The organism is Mesorhizobium sp. P2_F8 (genome assembly GCF_056403655.1).
The window spans coordinates 181423-200925 of record NZ_JBFUFB010000008.1; the positions used below are offsets into that span (position 1 = coordinate 181423).

Genomic DNA, 19503 nt, shown 5'->3' on the forward strand with positions numbered 1-19503 from the left:
GTGACGATGCGGCCTCATGCCTGAGGACAACATATCCGGCGACGGGGCACGTCCGGTCCCCGTCGAAATTGATATATCAGTCGAGGCGGGCAATTGGCCCGATGAGGCAAGCCTGACACGGCTGGTCGATGGCGCTGTCGCGGCTGCTTTTGCCGAAACCGGCGTGTCGGGCCGTTCCGAACTCAGCCTCGTTTTTTCCGACGACGCCCATATCCGGACCCTCAACGCCGGCTGGCGCGGCAAGGACAAACCGACCAACGTCTTGTCTTTCCCAGCTTTTCCGCTTGTGCAAGGCGCTCCATTGCCGCCAATGCTGGGTGACATCGTGCTCGCCGCCGAGACGGTCGCGCGTGAAGCGGCACTGGAAGACAAGCCTGTCGAGAACCATATCACTCATCTCGTGGTCCATGGCCTGCTGCACCTTTTGGGCTATGACCACGAGACCGACGCCGAGGCCGAGGCGATGGAGGCCATCGAGCGCGCAGCGCTCGCGAGGCTTGCCATTCCCGATCCCTACGCGTAACTACGTCTGACCAATTGACCGGACGACGATGAACGACAAACCAGAGACTGCCGCCCGCCCCGACGCCGGCAGTGCGAACAAGGCTTCCGATACGTCGGAAGAGGGATCAAGTCCGAGTACCGTTACCGGCAGCGTTGCCAGCGAAACATCGCCAGCCGGTCCCTCCCTATTCGACCGCGTGCTGGGCCTGTTCCGGCAGCGCAACGGGACCAGCCTGCGTGAGGAAATCGCCGGGGCGCTTGCCGAAACCGCGAGCGACGCCGGCGCCTTCTCGCCCGGCGAACGCGCCATGCTCAACAACATCCTGCGTTTGCGCGAGGTGCGCGTCGAGGACGTCATGGTGCCGCGCGCCGACATCGAGGCGGTCGAGATCACGACGACGCTCGGCGATCTGCTGGGCACCTTCGAGCAGTCCGGCCATTCGCGCATGCCGGTCTATTCCGAGACGCTCGATGATCCGCGCGGCATGGTGCACATTCGCGACGTGCTGGCCCACATCACCAAGATCGCGCGCGTCAAGAAGGGCCGCTCGACACGGAAAACCCCTGCCGCCACGGTTCTCGACCTCACGCAGGTCGACCTCGCGCGCACCATTGGCGACCTCAACCTGATCCGCCAGGTGCTGTTCGTGCCGCCGTCGATGCTTGCCTCCGACCTGATGGGCCGCATGCAGACGACGCGCACGCAGATGGCGCTGGTCATCGATGAATATGGCGGCACCGATGGCCTTGCCTCGCTGGAAGACATCGTCGAGATGGTGGTCGGCGACATCGAGGACGAGCATGACGACGATGAGCCGATGATCACCCAGAGCGGCGACGGCGTGTTCATCGTCGACGGCAAGGCCGAGATCGACGACGTCGCCAAAATGATCGGCGAGGATTTCGCCGCCGGCGAACATGGCGAATATGTCGATACCATCGGCGGTATGATCTTCAACACGCTTGGCCGCGTGCCTGCGCGCGGCGAGGTGGTGCAGGCCATCCCCGGCTTCGAATTCCACGTCCTTGATGCCGATCCGCGCCGCGTCAAGCGCGTGCGCATCGTGCAGAGCCAGAAGGGTGAGCGCCGCCGGCGCGCCGCACGCACGGAGCAGGCTTAGGCACGATGCCGAAAAGTTGCAGACTTTTCGGATAAACATCATGCGACAAGACCAAAGCACGATGCCGAAAAGTTGCAGACTTTTCGGACGAACATCATGCGACAAAACAAGGACATAAGCGCTCGCAGATGACGGTCGAGGACCCCTTCAAGCATTCCACCTTGGGGTCCGGGGTGTTCTACAGGGACCCTCGCGCCGCTCTGGACTGGCTGGAAACGGCCTTCGGCTTCGAGCGCAGCATGGTGGTCAGCGACACCGATGGAAGGCTCGTCCACTCCGAGATGCGGTTCGGCGACGGCTACATCATCGTCGATTCCGAATGGACCGATTACGTCGCCAGCCCCTGTTCCGTCTCCGGCAAGAACACCCAATCAGTCTATGTGCGGCTGAAGGACGGCCTGGACGCCCATTGTGAGCACGCCAGGGCAAACGGCGCCGAGATCATCCAGGAGCCTGCCGACCAGTTCTACGGCGAACGGCAGTATCGGACACGTGATCCCGAAGGCCATGTCTGGACCTTCACCCAGACCATTCGAGCTGTTTCGCGTGAAGAGGCCGAACGGCTGGGCGGCGTGCGCATCGACGGCTGGCACCGGTAGGCGGAGCTTGCATCGCAGCCAGCCATCCGGCGTTTGGAACGCGGACCGCGGCCTGTTAAATCTTGCTTCCTGATTCGCGCGACTCGGAAGTTTGCATGGAGCGCCTGGCCGGCCGGATAATTCTGCTTTGGGGTTGGCGGCGCGCGCTGGTGGCGTTTCTCGCCGGGGCGTTTGCCGTGCTTGGACAGGCCCCTTACGATTTCTTCGCTGCCTGTTTCATCTCGTTTCCCTTGCTGGTCTGGCTGATCGATGGCGCCACCGGCGAAGCCTCCGGCAGCCTGTTTCGTCGCCTGCGGCCTGCCTTCGCCGTCGGCTGGTGGTTCGGCTTCGGCTATTTCCTTGCCGGCCTCTGGTGGATCGGCTCGGCACTGCTGGTCGAGGCCGACAGCTTTGCCTGGGCGCTTCCCTTCGCGGTGGTCGGCATTCCCTTCGCTCTCGCTTTTTTCTACGGCTTTGCGGCAATGGTTGCCCGCCTGCTGTGGAGCAGCGATATCGGCCGCATCGCCGCCCTTGCCTTCGGTTTCGGGCTGGCGGAGTGGCTGCGCGACTTCCTGTTCACCGGTTTTCCCTGGAATGCGATCGGCTATGCGGCCATGCCCGTGCCCTTGCTGATGCAGAGCGTCTCGGTGACCGGCATGATCGGCATGAACGCGCTAGCTGTGTTCGTCTTCGCATTGCCGGCGCTGCTGGTGGCGCGCCGGCATCTGCGCCTCGGCGCGGCACTGTTTGCCGTCCTCGCCGCCGCCCATATCGGTTTCGGCTATGTCAGGCTTGCCACTCCCGAAAAGCCGGCGACGCACAGCCTTGATGTCCGCATCGTCCAGCCGGCCGTGGATCTGTCGGAAAAGTGGGATGCCTCGGTGCGCGACCGCATCTTCGCAACTTTGATGGGGCTGTCGGCCAAGGCGCCGGATCCCGGTCATGAAAAGCCGCAATTGATCCTGTGGCCCGAGACCTCGGTGCCATTCCTCTTCACCGAGCGCCCGGACGCATTGACGGCGCTGGGCGACATGCTCGGACCCGGCCAGATGCTGATCGCCGGCGTCGTCCGCGAGGAAGGCGGCTCGGCGGCGAATGCCGACAGCCGCTACTACAACTCCGTAGTGGCGATCGACGACAAGGGTGAAATCGCCGACGCCGTCGACAAGGTTCATCTGGTGCCGTTCGGCGAATACCTGCCTTTCGCCGATCTGCTCGAGCGTTTCGGCATCGAGCAACTGGTTGCCGGGCCGATGACATTTGCGGCCGGCAACGAGCGGCACGCCATCACTTTGCCTGACGGCATCCGTGCGCTGCCATTTATCTGTTATGAGGTGATCTTTCCCGATCTGGTGGCAGTTGACGCTACGTCAGCGCAGCTTATTGTGAACGTTACCAATGATGCGTGGTTCGGTGACACGCCGGGTCCGTATCAGCATTTCAGGCAGGCCCAGATCCGTGCGGTGGAGAATGGATTGCCATTGTTGCGTGCTGCCAACAACGGTATCTCGGCCGTCGTCGATACGCGCGGGCGCGTCGTCGATGCGCTGGCGATCAATGCGCGCGGCGCCATCGATGCACGCGTGCCGATTTCCGGACAGGCGTTCATATCCGCCGGCCAGAGACGCATTAACGGAATGCTGATCATGTTGCTGTTTGCCATCGCCGCCGCATTGTTGAACGTAAGGCAAAGGCTACGGGTGAATTGACAGCCCACACATTAGAAACTCATACTGTAAGCGCCTGAAATTTTCTCGAAGTCGGTGGATCGTTCTGTTGGGGCAGTTGCCGCCGGCGTCGTTTGGGCAAAGAAAAAATAGAGAAAGCCGAAAAAATTCGGCGAGGAAAAAATGACAGAAGACAACAAGAAGAAACCGAATCCGATCGACATCCATGTTGGCAGTCGCATCCGGCTTCGCCGCAATATGCTCGGAATGAGCCAGGAGAAACTGGGCGAGAATCTCGGCATCACATTTCAACAGATTCAGAAATATGAAAAGGGCACCAACCGCGTCGGCGCCAGCCGCCTGCAGGCGATAGCGTCGATTCTCGGTGTGCCAGTCGCCTTCTTTTTCGAGGATGCGCCCGGCCAGGAGGCCGCGCACGGCCGTGGCTTTGCCGAAGACACGTCGATGGCTTTCGCCGTCGAATTCTGCGGCAGTCCTGAAGGCCTTCAGCTTAACCGCGCCTTCGTCAAGATTGCCGATGCCAAGGTGCGCCGCAGGATCATTGACTTGGTCAAATCGCTCTCCACGGACGATCTCGACTGATCCGCAATCCCGTTTGGACCGGCGGCAACCTGCCGCCGGTGGCACAAGATAACTGCATCGACATTCATGCCAGAACGGCAGCACCGCTTGACGAGCGGCGCTCCACCCCGCTAACACGTGGCGCGCCAAAATCGGCAGCCTGCCGATCGTTTTTTCAAGAGGGGACACCCGTGACGCGGCAGAATTACTTCTTTACCTCGGAATCCGTTGCCGAGGGCCATCCCGACAAAGTCTGCGACCGGATCTCCGACGAGATCGTCGATCTGGTCTATCGCGAAGCCAAGAAGACCGGCATGGACCCATGGAAAGTCCGTGTCGCCTGCGAGACGCTGGCCACCACCAACCGCGTCGTCATCGCCGGTGAGGTGCGCGTCCCCGAGACGCTGCTGAAGAAGGACAAGGAAGGCAACATCCTCAAGGATGCCGCCGGCCACCCGGTGGTCAATCCGGCGAAGTTCAAGTCGGTAGCCCGCAAGGCGATCCGTGAAATCGGCTATGAGCAGGCCGGCTTCCACTGGAAGAACGCGAAAATCGAGGTCCTGCTGCACGGTCAGTCGCCCGATATCGGCCAGGGTGTCGACAATGCGTCCGACCGCCAGGGCGAGGAAGGTGCCGGCGATCAGGGCATCATGTTCGGCTATGCCTGCCGCGAGACGCCGGATCTGATGCCGGCGCCGATCTACTACAGCCACAAGATCCTCGAACTGCTAGCCGCCGCCCGCCACGAAGGCAGCGGTGAAGCCGGCAGGCTCGGTCCGGACGCCAAGAGCCAGGTCACTGTCCGCTATGTCGACGGCAAGGCCGCCGAGGCGACGCAGATCGTGCTGTCGACACAGCACCTCGATGCGAGCTGGGATTCGAAGAAGGTCCGCAAGGTCGTCGAACCCTATATCCGCGAGGCGCTGGGCGAGCTCAAGATCGCCGACAACTGCATGTGGTACATCAACCCGACCGGCAAGTTCGTCATTGGCGGGCCGGATGGCGACGCCGGGCTGACTGGCCGCAAGATCATCGTCGACACCTATGGCGGTGCCGCACCGCATGGCGGCGGCGCTTTCTCGGGCAAGGACACCACCAAGGTCGATCGTTCCGCTGCCTATGCGGCGCGCTACCTCGCCAAGAACGTCGTGGCGGCGAAACTCGCCGACCGCTGCACCATTCAGCTTTCCTACGCCATCGGCGTCGCCCAGCCGCTGTCGGTCTATGTCGACCTGCACGGCACCGGCAAGGTCGACGAGGCCAAGCTTGAAGAGGCGCTGCGCACGGTGATGGATCTGTCGCCGTCAGGCATCCGCCGCCATCTCGATCTCAACAAGCCGATCTACGCCAAGACGTCGTCCTACGGCCATTTTGGCCGCAAAGCCGGCCGCGATGGGTCCTTCTCCTGGGAAAAGACCGATCTCGCCAAGGCGCTCAAGGACGCGGTCGCCGCCTGACAGCGGCGCCGCAAAGTCCTGCCATGGACCCGAAGGACAGACCAAGCCGCGCGACCGAAGCCTTCTTCGGTCGCCGGCGCGGCAAGACCATGCGTCCGCAGCAGGCGGCCGCACTGGAAAGCGGCTTTGGCACGTATCGGCTCGATCTGACGGGTGAACCTCCGGCAGATCTCAGCACCCTGTTTGAAGCGGATGTTTCGGCGGTTCGTCTCGAAATCGGCTTCGGCGGCGGCGAACATCTCTTGCATCGCGCCACCGAGGCGCCATCGATTGGCTTTATCGGCGTCGAGCCCTTCGTCAACGGCATGGCCAAGATGATGATGGCGGTGAGGGAAAGGCCGCTTGCCAATCTCAGGGTCTATGACGACGACGCCACCCGGCTGCTCGACTGGCTGCCGCAGGCGTCGCTCGCCGGCATTGATCTTCTCTATCCGGATCCGTGGCCGAAGAAGAAGCACTGGAAGCGCCGTTTCGTCAGCCCGATCAATCTCGACCGTTTCGCGCGCGTGCTGAAGCAGGGTTCAAAATTCCGCTTTGCCTCCGATATCGACACCTATGTGAACTGGACCTTGCTGCACTGTCGGGCGCATGGTGCATTCGCGTGGCAGGCTTCGGAGGCGGCGGATTGGCATCGGCCCTACGATGGCTGGCCGGGTACCCGTTACGAGGCGAAGGCTGTTCGTGAGGGCCGGCGGCCCGCCTATCTTACCTTCATCAGGACGTAAGCAGGCCGACCGCACGCGGCCTCCGGCGTTCGCCGGCGGCAAGCGGGTGCGTCGTCAGCCCGCCAAATCCTTAGAAACGGCCGATCCTGTTGAAGACAGCCGGATCCATGCCGAGCTTGCGCAGGTCGTCCGCGCGCGGCCTACGGCCGGCTTCCACGGAACGCGACGCAGCGACTGCACTGCCAAATGTCGTGAAGAGATCGCCTATGGCGGATAGAATCTTGCGGTTGGTCATGGTCGTATCCTTTCGCTGCTGTGACATGTCGTCATCTTTGTGCGATGCAACATAGATGGTGATGCAGCGTTGAGGCTCACAGGGGTACTGCCGCATGGAGGCCATGCGTCTGGCGCAACACTGGCGTTGCCACGGCTTTTGTCCGTGAGGGTACGGCGGGCTTGAAACAGCGGCCATGATCGGTTATATCAGCCTCAAATTCTTGGTCGGTATGACGAAGAGTGGGTCCACCCGGTCCCGCTCTTTTTTATTACCTGCCGGTAGCTTCGGGTAGAACGACAGGGATCGAATGACTGCAACGGCAAGCGAAGGCGACGACCGCATCATCCGCGAAAGCGGCATCGATGCGCGCATCGCGCTGATCGTCCAGCCGGTTCTGCGCGGCATCGGCTTCCGCCTCGTGCGGGTGCATCTGTCGGGCCAGAACGGGCTGACGCTGCAGATCATGGCCGAGCGCGAGGACGGCACCATGACCGTCGAGGACTGCGAAGAGGTCAGCCGCGCGGTGTCGCCGGCCCTCGACGTCGATGATCCGATCGAAAAGGCCTATCACCTCGAAGTCTCTTCGCCCGGCATCGACCGGCCGCTGGTCCGCAAATCGGATTTCGCGACCTGGACCGGCCATCTGGTCAAGATGGAGACGTCGATCATCGTCGCCGACCGCAAGCGGTTCAAGGGCAAGATCGTCGAGGCCGGTGACAACGATGTGCTGATCGAGCGCGAAAAGGCCGCCTATGGCGAGGAGCCGACGGTGCGGGTCCCCTATGACGCGATTTCCGAAACGCGCCTGATCCTGACCGACGATCTCATTCGCGATGCCCTGTCGAAAGACAACAGGGCGCGCAAGGAAGCCAAGAAACGCCGTGGCGAACCGGACGATGATGCGCCCGAGGGTGCGGATGCCGGCGCGGGAAACGAAACCGAACAGGAACTATGATTGAGCTGCCGGGCGTAAAGGTCCGGCAAACAGGCTCGGGAGAAAAACGATGGTTGTAAGCGCCAACAGGCTTGAACTGCTGCAGATCGCCGATGCGGTCGCGCGTGAAAAGTCGATCGACAAGTCGATCGTCATCGCCGCCATGGCCGATGCGATCCAGAAGGCAGCGCGTTCGCGTTACGGCCAGGAGACCAACATCCGCGCCGACATCAATCCGAACACCGGCGAGATGAAGCTGCAGCGGCTGATGGAAGTGGTCGAGAAGGTCGACGACTACGCCACCCAGATCGCCATTTCCTCGGCGCGCGAGCGCAATCCCGACGCCCAGCTCGGCGACTTCATCGCCGAACAGCTGCCGCCGATGGATTTCGGCCGCATCGCCGCCCAGTCGGCCAAGCAGGTCATCGTGCAGAAGGTGCGTGAGGCCGAGCGCGACCGCCAATATGACGAATACAAGGACCGCATCGGCGAGATCGTCAACGGCACCGTCAAGCGTGTCGAATATGGCAACGTCATCGTCGATCTCGGTCGTGGCGAGGCGATCATCCGTCGCGACGAACTGATCCCGCGCGAAAACTACAAATATGGCGACCGCGTCCGCGCCTATGTCTACGACGTGCGCCGCGAGCAGCGCGGCCCGCAGATCTTCCTGTCGCGCACCCATCCGCAGTTCATGGCCAAGCTCTTCACGATGGAAGTGCCGGAAATCTATGACGGCATCATCGAAATCAAGTCGGTCGCCCGCGACCCCGGTTCTCGCGCCAAGATCGCCGTCATCTCGCGCGATTCCTCGATCGATCCGGTCGGTGCCTGCGTCGGCATGCGCGGCAGCCGCGTCCAGGCCGTCGTCGGCGAATTGCAGGGCGAGAAGATCGACATCATTCCGTGGTCGCCTTCGGCCGCGTCCTTCATCGTCAACGCGCTGCAGCCGGCGGAAGTCGCCAAGGTCGTGCTCGACGAGGATGCCGAACGCATCGAAGTCGTGGTTCCCGACGACCAGCTGTCGCTGGCCATCGGCCGCCGCGGCCAGAACGTGCGGCTCGCTTCGCAGCTGACCGGCTGGGACATCGACATCCTGACCGAGGCCGAAGAATCCGAGCGTCGCCAGAAGGAATTCGTCGAGCGTTCGTCGCTGTTCATGGAAGCCCTCGACGTCGACGAGATGGTCGGCCAGGTGCTGGCCTCCGAAGGCTTCACCAGCGTCGAGGAAGTCGCCTATGTCGATTCCGGCGAAATCGCCTCGATCGATGGCTTCGACGAAGACACCGCTTCGGAAATCCAGACCCGCGCCCGCGAGTATCTGGAGAAGATTGAAGCCGAGCACGACGACAAGCGCAAGGCGCTCGGCGTCTCCGACGAATTGCGCGAAATCCCCGGCGTCACCACCGCCATGATGGTGACGCTCGGCGAGGACGGCGTGAAGACGATCGAGGATTTCGCCGGCTATGCCGCCGACGACCTGACCGGCTGGAAGGAACGCAAGGACGGCGAGACGAAGGTTTATCCGGGCGTGCTGGCCAGTCATGGCGTGACACGCGCCGATGCCGAGCAGATGGTTCTGGCCGCCCGCCTCAAGGCTGGCTGGATCACCGAAGACGAGCTTGCAGCCGAAGAAGAAACGGCTGACGAAGCCGTTGGTGCGTGAGGTGAAACCGCATCGCACCGAACCCGCCCTTGGACGAGATGAACGATCGCACCTGCATCGTCACCCGCAGGCAGGCCGAACCGGATGAATTGATCCGGTTCGTCGTCGGCCCGGATTCGGCCGTCGTTCCCGACATCAAGAGAAATCTGCCCGGCCGTGGTTGCTGGGTGAGCGCCGACCGCCTACATATCGACAAGGCGGCGGCGAAGAACCTTTTTGCCCGTGCCTTCAAGGCACAGGTGGTCGTGCCGCCCGATCTTGGCGGCATGGTCGACGGGCTGCTTTCCAGATCCGCTCTGGGCATGCTTGGGCTTGCTCGCAAGGCAGGCGCGATTTCTCTTGGAGCCACCAAGGTCGAGAGCGCGGTGCGCGGCGGATTGGCGCTTTTCGTGCTCCATGCGACCGAGGCGTCCGACGACGGCGTGCGCAAGATCAGCCAGGCGCGACGGGCGACAGTCCATCTCGGCGGGCCCGCTATCCTTGCCTACAAACTTTTCTCCGAGGCCGAGTTGAGCTTGGCATTGGGGGGTACAAATGTGATACATGCTGCCGTTCTCGCGGGAGACGCGGGCAGGGCGGTCCAGAAGCGCATGGTTGCGCTCGACCGGTATCGGGGCGGTTCCCCGGACGATCTGGCAATGCTTGCGGCTGTTGCTGACGAAGATGATGCCGCAGAGGATATGGAATGAGCGATACGAAATCGGGTGACGACAATACGCTGAGTGTGACGCCGAAGAAGACCTTGACGCTAAAGCGCCCCGGTATGGAACAGGGCACTGTGCGCCAGAACTTCTCGCACGGCCGCACCAAGCAGGTCGTCGTCGAAACCAAGAAGCGCAAGTTCTCGATGCCCGGCGACAAGCCGGAGCCGGTTGCCGCACCCGTCTTCACACCGAAGCCGTCGGTTGTGGCCGCGCCCGTCGTGCAGGAAGCGCCGAAGGCGCCGCCACCGCCGCCGCCTCCGGTCGAGCGCAGCGGCATGGTGCTGAACGAACTGTCGCGCAGTGAAATGGAAGCGCGCCGCAGGGCGCTCGAAGGCTCGAAGGTGCGCGAGGTCGAGGACCGTCAGCGCGCTGCCGAGGACGCCAAGCGCCGCGCCGAGGACGAAGAGCGCCGCAAGCGCGAACGCGAAGAATCCGCGCGCCGCCAGGCTGAGGAAGAGGCGCGGTTGCAGACCGAGGCCGAGTCCCGCCGTCGCGCCGAGGAAGAGGCACGCCGCCGCGCGCCGCTGGCCGCGGAACTGGCAACGGTCGACGACGAGGAAGAGGTCAAGCCGAAGCGGATTGGCGCTGGCGCGCCGGTGCGCCGTCCGGTCACGCCTGAAGTGGCGCGTCCGGCCAAGCCGACCAAGGCCGAGGAAGATCGCCGTCGTGGCAAGCTGACGCTGAATTCCGCATTGTCCGATGAGGACGCGCGGGCCCGTTCGCTGTCGTCGATGCGCCGCCGCCAGGAAAAATTCAAGCGCGCGATGCACAATGAGCCGCGCGAGAAAGTCATGCGCGAAGTGATCTTGCCAGAGACCATCACCATCCAGGAACTTGCGCAACGCATGTCCGAGCGTGCGGTCGATCTGGTCAAGTTCTTCATGAAGCAGGGCCAGATCCTGAAGCCGGGCGACGTCATCGACGCCGATACGGCGGAGCTGGTTGCCACCGAATTCGGCCACACGGTCCGCCGCGTCGCCGAGTCCGACATCGAGGAAGGCCTGTTCAACATCGCCGACAATGCCGAGGATCTGGTGACGCGTCCGCCCGTCGTGACGATCATGGGCCACGTCGATCACGGCAAGACCTCGCTGCTCGACGCCATCCGCAATGCCAATGTCGTCTCTGGCGAAGCCGGTGGCATCACCCAGCATATCGGCGCCTACCAGGTCGAGAAGAACGGTCACAAGATCACCTTCATCGACACGCCCGGCCACGCTGCCTTCACGGCGATGCGTGCTCGTGGCGCCCAGGCGACCGACATCGCCATCCTGGTGGTTGCGGCCGACGACAGCGTCATGCCGCAGACGATCGAATCGATCAGCCACGCCAAGGCGGCCGGCGTTCCGATCATCGTGGCGATCAACAAGATCGACAAACATGATGCCGATCCGCAGAAGGTGCGCTCCGAACTGCTGCGCCATGAGGTCTTCGTCGAATCCATGGGCGGTGAAGTGCTGGACGTCGAAGTGTCGGCGACCAAGGGCACCAATCTCGACAAGCTGCTCGAGGCGATCCTGCTGCAGGCCGAAATCCTCGACCTCAAGGCCAATCCGGACCGTACCGCCGAGGGTGTTGTCATCGAGGCCCAACTCGACAAGGGCCGTGGCCCCGTCGCCACCGTGCTGGTGCAGACCGGCACGCTGATGCCGGGTGACATCCTTGTCGCCGGCAACGAATGGGGCCGGGTGCGCGCGCTGGTCAACGATCGTGGCGGGCAGATCAAGGAAGCACCGCCGGCGATGCCGGTCGAAGTGCTTGGCCTGCAGGGAACCCCACAGGCCGGCGACCGCTTCGCCGTGGTCAACAATGAAGCCCGTGCCCGCGAGATCACCGAATATCGCCAGCGTCTGGCGCGCGAGAAGGCGGTTGCCAAGCATGCCGGTCAGCGCGGTTCGCTCGAGCAGATGATGTCGCAGTTGCAGACGAGCGGGCTGAAGGAATTCCCGCTGGTCATCAAGGGCGACGTGCAGGGCTCGATCGAAGCAATCAACGCGGCGCTCGACAAGCTCGGCACCGACGAAGTGCGTGCGCGCATCGTCCATGCCGGCGCCGGTGCCATCACCGAGAGCGACGTGTCGCTGGCGGAGACTTCGGGTGCGGCGATCATCGGCTTCAACGTTCGTGCCAACGTGCAGGCACGTGCCGCCGCCGCTGCCGCGGGCATCGAGATCCGCTATTACTCGATCATCTACAACCTTGTGGATGACGTGAAGGCGGCTCTGTCGGGCCTGCTGTCGCCGGAGCGTCGCGAGACCTTCATCGGCAATGCGCAGATCCTCGAAATCTTCGACATCACCAAGGTCGGCAAGATCGCCGGCTGCCGTGTCACCGAAGGCAAGGTCGAGCGTGGTGCGGGCGTGCGTCTGATCCGCGACAACGTCGTCATCCACGAAGGCACGCTGAAGACCCTGAAGCGCTTCAAGGACGAGGTTGCGGAAGTTCCCGGCGGCCAGGAGTGCGGCATGGCCTTCCAGAACTACGAGGACATGCGCGTCGGCGACATCATCGAGTGCTTCCGCGTCGAGATGGTGACCCGTACGCTCTGAGTTCGAGTGACTTGTCGATACTGGGCGGTGGTCGAAAGACCGCCGCCCCCAAGTCTATTGAGCAGGTCCTATTGAGAATGACCATATGAGACATGCGGCACGGTTCCATCCCGCGCCTCACGCTTTCAGGATCGAGAAAAATGCCCCGTCCAACCACATCCAGCCCATCCCAGCGCATGCTGCGCGTCGCCGAACAGGTGCGCCATGCCTTGTCCGAAACCTTGCAGCGCGGCGAGATCATCGATCCGCTGATCGAGAACACCGTGGTTTCGGTCTCGGAAGTGCGCATGTCGCCCGACCTGAAGGTCGCCACCGCTTTCGTCTCGCCGCTCGGCGCCAAGGATACCGATGCGGTGGTCGAGGCGCTGAACAAGCATGCGAAGTTCGTGCGTGGCCGTGTCTCCGGCGCGCTGCGGCAGATGAAGTTCATGCCGGAGTTCCGCTTCAAGCTGGACACTTCCTTCGACAATTTCGCCAGGATCAACGATCTCTTGAAGTCGCCTGAAGTGGCGCGCGATCTGGGCTCCGAAGGCCAGGACAAAGAAGACAACAAGGACTCTGAATAGTGGCGCGTCGCGGCAAGAAGAAGGGCCGGCCGATCTCGGGCTGGCTGGTCCTGGACAAGCCGGTCGGCATGGGTTCGACCGAAGCCGTCTCCAAGATCAAATGGCTGTTCCAGGCGGAAAAGGCCGGCCACGCCGGCACGCTCGATCCGCTGGCGTCCGGCATGCTGCCGATCGCGCTTGGCGAAGCCACCAAGACCGTGCCTTACGTGCAGGACGGCGCCAAGATCTATCGCTTCACCGTTGCCTGGGGGCAGGAGCGTTCGACCGATGACCTCGAAGGTCCGGTGACGAAGAGCTCAGACCTGCGTCCGGCGGAACCCGAGGTGCTTGCGCTGCTGCCGAAATACACCGGCGTCATCATGCAGACGCCGCCGCAATTCTCGGCCATCAAGATATCGGGCGAGCGCGCGTATGATCTGGCCCGTGACGGCGCGACGGTCGACATACCCGCACGAGAGGTCGAGATCGGCCGGCTCGATATTGTCGAGCACGATGCCGACCATACTGTTTTCGAAGTCGAATGCGGCAAGGGCACCTATGTGCGCTCGCTGGCCCGCGACATGGGCCGCGATCTCGGCTGTTTCGGCCATATTTCCGAACTGCGCCGGGTTGAGGTCGAGCCGTTCACGCCGGAGGACTTCGTCACCATCGCCGAACTGGAGGCCGCCCGTTTCGGCGTGCCGGGTGAAGACGAGCCGGACGCGACAGATGCCTCTGATATGGTTGAAGCCGCTGGCGCGGTGGCAGCGCCGATCGACTTCGACGCCATCGACGCACTTCTGGTGGATACATCCGCTGCCCTCGACTGCCTACCGCAGGTCGCCATCAGCGACGACGCGGCGACGAAAATCCGCCTCGGCAATCCGGTCATCATCCGCGGCCGCGACGCACCGGTGGAAGCCGAAGAAGCCTGCGCCACGGCGCGCGGCAAGCTGGTCGCCATCGGTGCCATCGAGCAAGGCATGTTCAAGCCCAAGCGAGTCTTTGCCGGCTGACGGCCAAGGCAATTCCAGGAAAAGCGAGAGCGGTTTTCCGTCCGGAATTGCGACAAAACGAGGTTCTAACTTCAGGTCGACTTTACGCTCGAGGGGCATATGGAAAAGGCCGAGGCGGTGAAAAAGCGGGCGCCGGTGAAGACGCGGCGGCCGCCGGTGGGGGCGTCGCCTGGCACGCTGATCGCCGATCCGGCGGCGCGGCGCTCGGAACTGCGGCTGACCCTCATCTCGCCGCAGAAATTCAAGACCATCGAAAATGCCAGCATCGACGACCTGAACACCCATTGCGACAAATGGCCGGTCATTTGGCTCGACTGCACTGGCCTCGCCAACATTCCGCTGATCGAGGAGATCGGCCGCATTTTCAGTCTGCATCCGCTGGCGTTGGAGGACGTCGTCAACACCGGCCAGCGGCCGAAGGTCGACTTCTTCGAGGATCATGCCTTCGTCGTCGTCAGGATGATTGATGATGTCACGTCGCACCGCTACGAGCAGATCGCCGTCTTCTTCGGCAACAACTTCGTCGTCACCTTCCAGGAGCGTGAAGGCGATCCGTTCAATCCCGTACGCAAGCGCATCGAGAGCTCGGCACCCAACCGGTTGCGCGCGCGCGGCGCCGACTACCTCGCCTACGCGCTGATCGACGCTGTCGTCGACAGCTATTTCCCGCCGATCGAGGCCGCCGGCGACATGGTCGACGGCATCGAGGACGAAATGCTGCACACGACGCACAAGCATCAGATGCGGCAGCTGCATGAATTGCGGCGCGATGCCAATGTGCTGAAGGGGGTGCTGTGGCCGATGCGCGATGCGCTGGCAACGCTGATCCGCAACGACGTGCCTTATGTGAAGGCTGAGACCAAGATCTTTCTCAACGACACGCTCGACCATTCGCTCAGGCTGATCGAACTGGTCGAAACCCAGCGCGATATGCTGACCGGCCTGATCGAGATGCATCTGTCGCTGAGTCAGGCGCGCACCAACGACGTCATCAGCTACCTCACCATCGTCTCGGTCATCTTCATGCCGCTCACCTTCCTGGTCGGCATCTGGGGCATGAATTTCGATCCGGAGTCTTCGCCCTGGAACATGCCGGAGCTGAAAGCCTATTATGGCTATCCGGCATCGTTGCTGTTCATGGCGCTTGTCGCGTTTGGGCTGATCGCCTTCTTCAAATGGAAGAAATGGCTATAACAAGGATAAAACCTGTCATTTTGGGCTGAAAAGCCGGCTTGTGAATTGGGCTGGTGTTTTCTCGGGAATTGCACTATACGCGCCGCAGCATAGCGCTATGACGCTTTGCTTGCACCGGCCCCTGCTGGACGACATCCCGGCTGAGGGCGACCCGTTTCCTCAAACAGATAAGGAAAAACACGATGTCGATTACTGCCGAGCGCAAACAGGAATTGATGGGTGAATTCGCAACCGCCAAGGGCGATACCGGGTCTCCGGAAGTCCAGGTGGCCATCCTTTCCGAGCGCATCAAGAACCTGACCGACCATTTCAAGGACCACAAGAAGGATAACCATTCCCGCCGTGGTCTGCTCGCTCTCGTCTCCCAGCGCCGCAGCCTGCTTGATTATCTCAAGCGCAAGGACGACGCGCGCTACCAGACGCTGATCGAGAAGCTCGGTCTGCGCCGTTGACGAATTGACCGGCGGGCTTTCTTCGGAGGGCCCGCCGGTCGCGCATTCTGCCAGTCGTATCGACTGGCCAGACCCGGTTTCGAGCCGTGCAGAGGGCCACTCGAAACCGCCCATGGACGGTCATGGGGCAGGATTGCAGGACGCTCGCGCGCTCGCCGCGCTGAAATCACCCGAGCTTCCCGTTGTCTTGCCCGTGGCTGCCCGAGAAAGGAAGCCAGGGAAAGGGCATCCGCGCACCGTGAAACGGCGCGGCCCTTTCCGCTTATTAAGGACAAGATATGTTCAATCACCACAAAGTGGAAATCGAATGGGGCGGTCGTCCGCTCATCCTCGAAACCGGCAAGATCGCGCGCCAGGCCGACGGCGCGGTGCTCGCGACCTACGGCGAGACCAAGGTTCTCGCCACCGTCGTTTCGATGAAGGAGCCGAAGCCAGGTCTCGATTTCTTCCCGCTGACCGTCAACTACCAGGAAAAGACGTACGCCGCCGGCAAGATCCCAGGCGGCTATTTCAAGCGCGAAGGCCGTCCGAGCGAAAAGGAAACGCTGGTTTCCCGCCTCATCGACCGCCCGATCCGCCCGCTTTTCGCCGCCGGCTACAAGAACGACACCCAGATCGTCGTCACCGTCGTCCAGCATGATCTCGAGAACGATCCCGACATTCTGTCGATCGTCGCCACCTCGGCGGCCCTGACCCTTTCGGGCGTTCCCTTCATGGGTCCGATCGGCGGCGCTCGCGTCGGCTACATCAACGGCGAATACGTGCTCAACCCGCATGTCGACGAGATGCAGGAATCCAAGCTCGACCTCGTCGTCGCCGGCACCACCGACGCCGTTCTGATGGTCGAGTCCGAAGCCAAGGAACTTGGCGAAGAGCTGATGCTCGGCGCCGTCATGTTCGGCCACAAGGGCTTCCAGCCGGTCATCGACGCCATCATCAAGCTGGCCGAAGTTGCCGCCAAGGAGCCGCGCGACTTCACCGCGCCGGACTATTCCGCGCTCGAAGCCGAAATGCTGAAGATCGTCGAAGGCGAGCTTCGCGATGCCTACAAGAACATCGACAAGCAGAAGCGCTACGCCGCCGTCGACGCCGTCAAGGCGAAGGTCAAGGCCGCGTTTGCTCCGGCTGAAGGCGAAGACGCCAAGTACACGTCCGAGCAGATCGGCGCCGTGTTCAAGGAACTCCAGGCCAAGGTCGTGCGCTGGAACATCCTCGACACCGGCTCGCGCATCGATGGCCGCGACCTCAAGACGGTCCGCAAGATCGTCTCCGAAGTCGGCGTGCTGCCGCGCACCCACGGTTCGGCGCTGTTCACCCGCGGCGAGACCCAGGCGCTGGTCGTTGCCACGCTCGGCACCGGCGAGGACGAGCAGTATGTCGATTCGCTGACCGGCATGTACAAGGAGAAGTTCCTCCTTCACTACAACTTCCCTCCCTACTCGGTCGGTGAAACCGGCCGCATGGGTTCGCCGGGCCGCCGTGAGATCGGCCATGGCAAGCTCGCCTGGCGCGCCATCCGCCCGATGCTGCCGAGCGCTGACCAGTTCCCCTACACGCTGCGCGTCGTTTCGGAGATCACCGAGTCCAACGGCTCGTCGTCGATGGCGACCGTCTGCGGCACTTCGCTGGCGCTGATGGATGCCGGCGTGCCGCTGGCTAAGCCAGTCGCCGGTATCGCCATGGGCCTGATCAAGGAAGGCGAGCGTTTCGCCGTTCTCTCCGACATCCTTGGCGACGAGGATCACCTCGGCGACATGGACTTCAAGGTCGCTGGCACCGCCAACGGCATCACCTCGCTGCAGATGGACATCAAGATCGACGGCATCACCGAGGAGATCATGCAGATCGCGCTTGGCCAGGCCAAGGACGGCCGCCTGCATATCCTCGGCGAAATGGGCCACGCGCTCTCCGGCGCGCGTTCGGAACTCGGTGAGTTCGCGCCGCGCATCGAAGTCATGCACATCCCGACCGACAAGATCCGCGACGTTATCGGCTCGGGCGGCAAGGTCATCCGCGAGATCGTCGAAAAGACCGGCGCCAAGATCAACATCGAGGACGACGGCACGGTCAAGATTGCTTCGTCGAACGCCAAGGAGATCGAGGCGGCGAAGAAGTGGATCCACACCATCGTCGCCGAGCCGGAAGTCGGCGAGATCTACGAAGGTACAGTCGTCAAGACCGCCGACTTCGGCGCTTTCGTCAACTTCTTCGGTCCGCGTGACGGTCTCGTCCACATCTCGCAGCTTGCCAACGACCGGGTCGCCAAGACCTCGGACGTCGTCAAGGAAGGCGACAAGGTCTGGGTCAAGCTGATGGGCTTCGACGAGCGCGGCAAGGTCCGCCTGTCGATGAAGGTCGTCGACCAGGCCACCGGCAAGGAACTCGCCCGCGACAAGAAGACCGAAGGCGAAGAAAACGCCGCCTGATCGGCCTGAAATTGTAAATCGAAGCGGGCGCGGCTTATGTCGCGCCCGTTTTCATTTTCAGCCCGTCTTTTCATTCTCAGCCCGTTTTTTCATCCTCAGACTGTCAAGACAGGCCTCGTTTCGAGATCGAACAATGTCCGCCGAGCCGCTGAAGACGCTTTTTCATCCCTTTGAGGCCGAGGCTGTTCCTTTGCCGGGAAAGGGCGATCGCGCGTTGTTTCTTGGCGCTGAACCGGGCTTTCGCCCGCCCGAAGGCTTCGGGGCCGAGCTTCATCTGGTACAGGGCTTCCGGCCGCATTTTCGCGCGTTGCAGGCGTCTGGGCTCATCGTCACCGCTCAGGCCGAAGGTGGTGGCTTCGACATGGCACTTGTGCTTGCTGGCCGGCATCGCGGGCTGAACGAATTGCGCCTCGCCGAGGCGCTCGAGCGGGTGGCGCCGGGCGGCTTGATCGTCATTGCCGGCGGCAAGGACGACGGTATCGCCAGCCTGCGCAAGCGCGTCGGCGAACTGGTGCCGCTCGAGGGGCATCTGCCGAAGTATCACGGCATTGCCTTCTGGTTTCGCCGTCCTGCCGATCCGGCCGCTACGCAAAACCTGCGCGCTGCCAATCCCGCTCTGCTTGTTGAAGGCCGGTTCCGCACCGCGCCCGGCATGTTTTCGTTCGACCGGATCGATACCGGCTCGAGATTGCTGGTCGAGAACCTGCCCAATGATCTGCGTGGGAGCGTTGCCGATTTCTGCGCCGGCTGGGGGTATGTGGCTGCCGAGATAGCCGCCCGGGCGCCGGGCATCTCGGCGCTCGACCTCTATGAGGCGGACTTCGCCTCGCTCGAAGCCGCAAAGCTCAATCTGGCAGCGGTTGGTCAGTCGATCACCAGGGAATTCTTCTGGACTGATCTGCTGAAGGAGCCGGTCGAGAAGCGCTACGACGCGATCGCCATGAACCCGCCCTTTCACCGCAGCCGCGCGGCCGAGCCTGAGATCGGCGCCGGCATGATCCGCGCGGCGGCCAAGGCCCTGAAGCCCGGCGGGCGGCTGTTCATGGTTGCCAACCGCCAGCTTCCCTATGAGCCGGTGCTGTCTGCTACTTTTTCGAGCCATGCAGAGCTCGCCCGCGACGGTATGTTCAAGGTGCTTGTCGCGCGTCGTTAAAGCTTGATCCCGA

The 19503-nt window shown here is 62.7% G+C and carries 18 protein-coding genes; 17 read left to right on the forward strand and 1 reads right to left on the reverse strand.

Features of this window, described 5'->3' with window-relative positions; genetic code table 11:
- Positions 1 to 16 precede the first annotated feature (16 nt).
- The 7 genes from ybeY (at position 17) to trmB (ending at position 6634) form a co-directional block, all read left to right on the forward strand.
- Positions 17 to 523: an rRNA maturation RNase YbeY gene (gene ybeY / locus AC1DZP_RS20960; protein WP_477305070.1), complete on the forward strand. Its 507-nt coding sequence runs from the start codon at positions 17 to 19 to the stop codon at positions 521 to 523.
- A 28-nt stretch (positions 524 to 551) separates the two neighbouring features.
- Positions 552 to 1625 carry a hemolysin family protein gene (locus AC1DZP_RS20965; protein ID WP_095082435.1) on the forward strand — a complete coding sequence of 358 codons (1074 nt, stop codon included), beginning with the start codon at positions 552 to 554 and terminating at the stop codon, positions 1623 to 1625.
- A gap of 128 nt (positions 1626 to 1753) precedes the next feature.
- On the forward strand, positions 1754 to 2224 hold the full coding sequence (locus AC1DZP_RS20970; RefSeq protein ID WP_477305072.1) for a VOC family protein: 471 nt from the start codon (positions 1754 to 1756) through the stop codon (positions 2222 to 2224).
- Between the two features lie 95 nt (positions 2225 to 2319).
- Positions 2320 to 3912 carry an apolipoprotein N-acyltransferase gene (gene lnt / locus AC1DZP_RS20975; protein WP_477305074.1) on the forward strand — a complete coding sequence of 531 codons (1593 nt, stop codon included), beginning with the start codon at positions 2320 to 2322 and terminating at the stop codon, positions 3910 to 3912.
- A 141-nt stretch (positions 3913 to 4053) separates the two neighbouring features.
- Positions 4054 to 4473, forward strand: coding sequence for a helix-turn-helix domain-containing protein (locus AC1DZP_RS20980; RefSeq protein WP_457151722.1), 420 nt, complete (start codon positions 4054 to 4056; stop codon positions 4471 to 4473).
- 170 nt (positions 4474 to 4643) lie between these two features.
- A complete protein-coding gene (gene metK, locus AC1DZP_RS20985; protein WP_457151723.1) occupies positions 4644 to 5909 on the forward strand; it encodes a methionine adenosyltransferase in 1266 nt (421 codons plus the stop codon).
- 23 nt (positions 5910 to 5932) lie between these two features.
- Positions 5933 to 6634: a tRNA (guanine(46)-N(7))-methyltransferase TrmB gene (gene trmB / locus AC1DZP_RS20990; protein ID WP_477305076.1), complete on the forward strand. Its 702-nt coding sequence runs from the start codon at positions 5933 to 5935 to the stop codon at positions 6632 to 6634.
- A gap of 70 nt (positions 6635 to 6704) precedes the next feature.
- Here trmB and AC1DZP_RS20995 read toward each other — a convergent pair whose 3' ends face one another.
- Positions 6705 to 6869: a hypothetical protein gene (locus tag AC1DZP_RS20995; protein ID WP_095084276.1), complete on the reverse strand. Its 165-nt coding sequence runs from the start codon at positions 6867 to 6869 to the stop codon at positions 6705 to 6707.
- Positions 6870 to 7158: 289 nt separating this feature from the next.
- On the opposite strand from AC1DZP_RS20995, the gene rimP reads away from it, so the two are divergent.
- The 10 genes from rimP to AC1DZP_RS21045 all read left to right on the forward strand — a co-directional run bounded on the left by rimP (position 7159) and on the right by AC1DZP_RS21045 (position 19490).
- Positions 7159 to 7806, forward strand: a complete 648-nt coding sequence (rimP, locus tag AC1DZP_RS21000; RefSeq protein ID WP_477305078.1) for a ribosome maturation factor RimP — start codon at positions 7159 to 7161, stop codon at positions 7804 to 7806.
- A gap of 49 nt (positions 7807 to 7855) precedes the next feature.
- Entirely contained in the window at positions 7856 to 9451 is a 1596-nt protein-coding gene (nusA, locus tag AC1DZP_RS21005; RefSeq protein WP_095082421.1) for a transcription termination factor NusA, read from the forward strand.
- A 38-nt stretch (positions 9452 to 9489) separates the two neighbouring features.
- The gene (locus tag AC1DZP_RS21010; protein ID WP_111544685.1) at positions 9490 to 10140 is read left to right on the forward strand and encodes an RNA-binding protein; all 651 of its coding nucleotides are present in this window, start codon (positions 9490 to 9492) and stop codon (positions 10138 to 10140) included.
- The gene (gene infB / locus AC1DZP_RS21015; RefSeq protein WP_477305080.1) at positions 10137 to 12704 is read left to right on the forward strand and encodes a translation initiation factor IF-2; all 2568 of its coding nucleotides are present in this window, start codon (positions 10137 to 10139) and stop codon (positions 12702 to 12704) included. Before AC1DZP_RS21010 ends, infB begins: the two co-directional genes overlap by 4 nt.
- Positions 12705 to 12844: 140 nt before the next feature.
- The gene (gene rbfA / locus AC1DZP_RS21020) at positions 12845 to 13270 is read left to right on the forward strand and encodes a 30S ribosome-binding factor RbfA (protein ID WP_477305082.1); all 426 of its coding nucleotides are present in this window, start codon (positions 12845 to 12847) and stop codon (positions 13268 to 13270) included.
- Positions 13270 to 14265 carry a tRNA pseudouridine(55) synthase TruB gene (gene truB, locus AC1DZP_RS21025; protein WP_477305084.1) on the forward strand — a complete coding sequence of 332 codons (996 nt, stop codon included), beginning with the start codon at positions 13270 to 13272 and terminating at the stop codon, positions 14263 to 14265. Before rbfA ends, truB begins: the two co-directional genes overlap by 1 nt.
- Positions 14266 to 14364: 99 nt before the next feature.
- Complete coding sequence (gene corA / locus AC1DZP_RS21030; protein ID WP_095082411.1) at positions 14365 to 15459, forward strand: magnesium/cobalt transporter CorA; 1095 nt, start codon at positions 14365 to 14367, stop codon at positions 15457 to 15459.
- 140 nt (positions 15460 to 15599) lie between these two features.
- Positions 15600 to 15911 (forward strand): 30S ribosomal protein S15, encoded by a 312-nt coding sequence (rpsO, locus tag AC1DZP_RS21035; protein ID WP_269470859.1) that lies wholly within the window; start codon positions 15600 to 15602, stop codon positions 15909 to 15911.
- A 278-nt stretch (positions 15912 to 16189) separates the two neighbouring features.
- Positions 16190 to 18337, forward strand: a complete 2148-nt coding sequence (pnp, locus tag AC1DZP_RS21040) for a polyribonucleotide nucleotidyltransferase (RefSeq protein WP_095082409.1) — start codon at positions 16190 to 16192, stop codon at positions 18335 to 18337.
- A 133-nt stretch (positions 18338 to 18470) separates the two neighbouring features.
- A complete protein-coding gene (locus tag AC1DZP_RS21045) occupies positions 18471 to 19490 on the forward strand; it encodes a class I SAM-dependent methyltransferase (RefSeq protein WP_477305086.1) in 1020 nt (339 codons plus the stop codon).
- Positions 19491 to 19503 lie beyond the last annotated feature (13 nt).